Consider the following 4572-nt stretch of genomic DNA (forward strand, 5'->3'; position numbering starts at 1 on the left):
GGGGGAGAACTCCTCCCTACGCATAAATGACGAGGGTTTCCGTTCTCCCCCTTACCAACCCTAATTTCTGATGAGAGGCAAATAAAGGCGTGAGTTCCAAGACATTAGCTCAAATGAGGCGATACGATCCCGAGGCGATTGCGCGTTACTACCGCTATCGTCCCTGGAAAGTCATCTGGCGAGTTGTAACAATCATCTGGTATTTTGCCAATTTTATCTGGGGCTTAAAGTGGGACGAGTGGACGAACCAAGTCGAGAAAAACCGACAAAAAAGAGCCTCGCGACTGCAGTACATTTTAACGAACCTGGGGCCTACTTATATTAAAGTGGGGCAAGCCCTTTCCACGCGACCGGATTTAATCCGCAAAGACTTTTTAGAGGAGCTAGTCAAGCTGCAGGATAGTTTGCCGCCGTTTGACACCGCGATCGCCTATCGCATCATCGAAACCGAACTCAACCTCCGAATCGAGGAAATCTTTGCCGAGATTTCCCCAGCGCCAATTGCGGCGGCGAGTTTAGGGCAAGTGTATCGCGCCTATCTGCATAGCGGCGAAGAAGTGGCGGTAAAAGTGCAGCGCCCGAACCTCAAACCCCTGCTGAGCTTAGACTTGTACTTAATGCGCTGGGGTGCCAAACTGCTCGGACCGTGGTTGCCCTTAAATTTAGGCCATGACCTGGGCTTAATTGTGGATGAATTCGGCAGCAAACTCTTTGAAGAAGTGGACTATCTCAATGAGGGACGCAACGCCGAAAAATTTGCCGCCAACTTCAGCAATAACTCCAACGTTAAAGTCCCCGCCATCTACTGGCGCTACAGCACCAACCGCGTGCTGACTTTAGAGTGGATTCACGGCTATAAACTCACCGATAATCACGCCCTGAAAGCGGCGTCTATCAATATTAATTCCATCATCGAGACTGGCGTCACCAGTGGTTTGCAGCAGCTATTAGAGTTTGGATTTTTCCATGCAGACCCCCACCCGGGGAATTTGTTTGCCATGTCCGATGGGCGCATGGCATATATCGATTTCGGGATGATGGATCAACTGGAAGAAACCACCAAAGAAAACCTGGTGGATGCAGTGGTTCATCTGATTAACAAAGATTACTTGGAACTCGCCGAAGAGTTTGTGAAACTGGGGTTTTTGACCCCAGAAACGGACATATTGCCAATCGTGCCGGCATTAGAAGCGGTATTGGGGGATATTCTCGGGCAAAGCGTGCGGGATTTTAATTTCAAAACGATTACCGATCGCTTTTCCGAGTTGATGTACGAGTATCCTTTCCGCGTACCGGCGAAATTTGCGTTGATTATTCGCTCTTTGGTGACTCAGGAAGGGTTGGCGTTAAGTATCGATCCGAATTTCAAAATTGTGGATGTGGCGTATCCCTATGTGGCGCGGCGTCTGCTGACGGGGGAATCTCCGCAATTGCGGCGGCGGTTAATTGAGGTGTTGTTTAAGGGGGGTAAGTTCCAGTGGCATCGACTGGAGAATTTAATCGCGATCGCGCGATCGGACAACAATTTCGACCTGCTTCCCACCGCCGAATTGGGTCTGCGGTACCTGCTTTCCGAGGAAGGAGCGTTTCTGCGTCAGAAGCTATTGCTTGCATTAACAGAAGACGATAAGCTCCATACCGAGGAAGTGCGTCGCTTGTGGAATTTGGTGAAAGAAGATATTCAACCTAATCGGTTATTCACCGCCGCACTGGGCGCTTTGGCAGATTTTTCCCGCGAAGGAGCTGCAGCTTTACTGCCCTTGGTTGCCACCCTGAGTGTTTCTGGCGACCCCAACTCTCGCGAGATGCGGTAAGGTTTTTTCGATCGCTATCCACGATAAACGCTTAGCAATGTAAGGAGATATTCGTGTCTAATTTTCCAGAACCGCCCTATTTTCTCTTAGCGGCAGGTTTACTCGCCGCGATCGCATCGGGAAGTGCATTTTATGCCACTTTGACCCAATTCGTGCAAACGTGGTCTCGCAGTCGTTCCAGTCGCAGTCTTTCCCAAGCGAGAGGGTTGGAATTCCAGCTTCCGTTTTTAGGCATGGCGGGCGGGATTTGCGTCTTTCTCGCCTCGGGATTGGAAATTTTTGGCTTTAATGCCAAGTTTGCCTATGCTTTCGCTTTACCGCTGACTGTGTTTACCACTTGGTTGGTGTGGTGGCAATTGGGCAAAGTGTTGGTTCAGCTAGAAAAGGGCGGATCGAAAGCGCTGGATTTGGATTTGTTTGTCTAACTGGGTTTTGATGCCAAGCGATCGCACCGCCAATCCAGGGCGATCGAACTGGGGAAATGATTCTCGGGGCGCACTACCATGCGCCCCGAACATTGCTTCTCTCATCGATTCACTCGCGGCGATCGCCACCAAGGCACCAGGAAGGCGTCTGACATCCCTCCTCAACCGTTCACATAATAATCCCGGGTTCCCTTGGCGCTGAGGGCTTCGCCGAGGCGGTTCAACCCATGCACGTAAGCGGCGGTTCGCATGGGAATGTCAAACTCTTCGGCTAATTGCCATATTTTCTCGGTTTCCTTAATCATTTTCTGCTGCAAGCGTTGATTGACTTCTTCCACAGACCAATACAAACCGCTGCGATTTTGCACCCACTCAAAATAACTGACCGTGACCCCCCCGGCATTCACTAAAATATCCGGCACTACATAAATACCCCGCGCTTCTAAATCGGCATCGGCATCGGCACTAATCGGTCCGTTGGCGACTTCAAAGATATACTTAGCTTTGATATCCTTAACGTTAGCGGCGGTAATTTGATTTTCCAGGGCGGCGGGAATCAACAGATCTACCTCTAACGCCAGTAATTCTTCATTGCTGATAATTTCATGTTCGACAATGTTGCAAACGCTGTCTTCGCAGTAGATTGCTTGAATGCCTTTGTTGGATTCTTTGTAATGCCGAATGCTGGGAATATCTAGTCCTTTTTTGGCATAAATCCCCCCTTTAGAATCGCTGACGGCGACCACTTTATAGCCGGTTTTTGCCAGGAGTTCGGCAACCACTGCGCCGGCATTTCCAAATCCTTGTACGGCGACGGTGGTTTCGTGGGGTTGGCGGTCGAATTTTCGCATCAGGGTTTCGATCGTAAAATAAGCGCCGGTTCCGGTGGCGGTATTTCGCCCCACACTACCGCCAAGGGTGATAGGTTTGCCCGTTACCACGGCGGGATTGAGCGATCGCTTGATAATATTGTATTGATCCATCATCCACCCCATGACCATTGGATTGGTATAAACATCCGGGGCGGGAATATCGATGTCCGGTCCGATAAAATCGGCGATCGCCTCAATATACCCTCGCGTCAATCGTTCTAATTCCAACTTCGACAGTTCCTTCGGATTCACCGTTACGCCACCTTTTGCCCCGCCAAAGGGAAGGTCGAGAACGGCACATTTAAAGGTCATCCAAAATGCCAGGGAGGTGACTTCATCTAAGGAGACGTTTGGATGATATCGAACCCCGCCTTTTCCCGGACCTCGGGTATCGTCGTAGCGCACCCGATAGCCGGGAAAAATTCGCAACGCTCCGTTATCCATCCGCACTGGAATCGACACGATTAAACTGGATTTTGGATACTTCAAATATTCTAGCGCATCTTCGGAAATCGAGATGTATTTCATCGCTCGTTCCAGTCGTTTACTGGCATCGGCAAATAAAGAATCTGACATTTTTTTCCACTCCGAATTGCATTTTCTGCTTCTGTTCGAGGAATGATGCCACAAACCCACCCCAAGGAGCGATCGCCGCGATCGCTCCTTGGTGTGTGCCCCACAAAATAAGCATAAAATATTTTTTGCACTTCAAAAATAATTTATACTTATGAATTACGCCGGGTTTGGATTGTTCTTCCCTCGATACCTGTAGTTTATTATACAGTTTTTTGCGTGAATTTGCGCTATTGAACGCAACGGTGGAATTCGCGATCGCGGCAGTTAAGTGCTCGGCAACCTGAAATTTTTCTTATCCATTGCATGGTCAAAATCTACTTAAACCATTCTTAAACTTTCCATTAGCCAAATTTAAACAGTGCATTAAAAAATCAAAAAACCTAAATTGGCAGGTGTAGGCAAAGGTTGCCACAGACAAACCACCCAGACCTCGCATCGGAACAAGACCCAATTGCCGCGCCCCTCCCAGAGGGCAGCGCGAGTGATGTCACTTTACGATTGCCATTCAACCGCCGGAAATGACGCCGGAAATCTGGGTTTGCCGACTACCCATAGAGCGCTCGATTTTAGTGAACGAGTAAAAATTTGCCAGAGAACTGCTGCCAGGACCGTTGGCAAACCTTTAAACTGGAAAAGTAGGGGACCGGCGTAATCCACTTATTGCGCTCAGTGCTGTAAAGTTCGGCGAGTGGCATGTGTTGTGCAACAAACCCATCTGCGATCGCCGATCGCCCACGCCCGAGTCCATTCGCTTGGGTCTTGCAAAAAATTCACCTTGGCTGTTGCATGCAGGCTGAATTGCCAGAAATGTCAGGAACCCCATCCCTAAAGGGAAGGGCTTGGTAAGACTTTATTCTTGCTACGCTCGAATATTTTCCCAAGCTC

The 4572-nt window shown here is 49.3% G+C and carries 3 protein-coding genes; 2 read left to right on the forward strand and 1 reads right to left on the reverse strand.

Features of this window, described 5'->3' with window-relative positions; genetic code table 11:
- Positions 1–113: 113 nt before the first annotated feature.
- Both LKK83_RS11055 and LKK83_RS11060 read left to right on the forward strand, forming a co-directional pair.
- Positions 114–1814: an ABC1 kinase family protein gene (locus tag LKK83_RS11055; RefSeq protein ID WP_324631164.1), complete on the forward strand. Its 1701-nt coding sequence runs from the start codon at positions 114–116 to the stop codon at positions 1812–1814.
- Positions 1815–1867: 53 nt separating this feature from the next.
- Positions 1868–2239 (forward strand): hypothetical protein, encoded by a 372-nt coding sequence (locus LKK83_RS11060; protein ID WP_324631162.1) that lies wholly within the window; start codon positions 1868–1870, stop codon positions 2237–2239.
- A 161-nt stretch (positions 2240–2400) separates the two neighbouring features.
- Here the strand turns inward: LKK83_RS11060 and LKK83_RS11065 are convergent, their stop codons facing one another.
- Positions 2401–3687 (reverse strand): Glu/Leu/Phe/Val family dehydrogenase, encoded by a 1287-nt coding sequence (locus LKK83_RS11065; protein ID WP_324631163.1) that lies wholly within the window; start codon positions 3685–3687, stop codon positions 2401–2403.
- Positions 3688–4572: the final 885 nt, after the last annotated feature.

The sequence above is a fragment of the Phormidium sp. CCY1219 genome, from assembly GCF_035615515.1.
Taxonomy (GTDB): domain Bacteria; phylum Cyanobacteriota; class Cyanobacteriia; order Cyanobacteriales; family Laspinemataceae; genus CCY1219.

Coding starts and splice junctions, on each gene's coding strand:
- LKK83_RS11055 (WP_324631164.1), top strand. CDS start 114: ATGAGGCGATACGATCCCGAGGCGATTGCGCGTTACTACCGCTATCGT.
- LKK83_RS11065 (WP_324631163.1), bottom strand. CDS start 3,687: ATGTCAGATTCTTTATTTGCCGATGCCAGTAAACGACTGGAACGAGCG.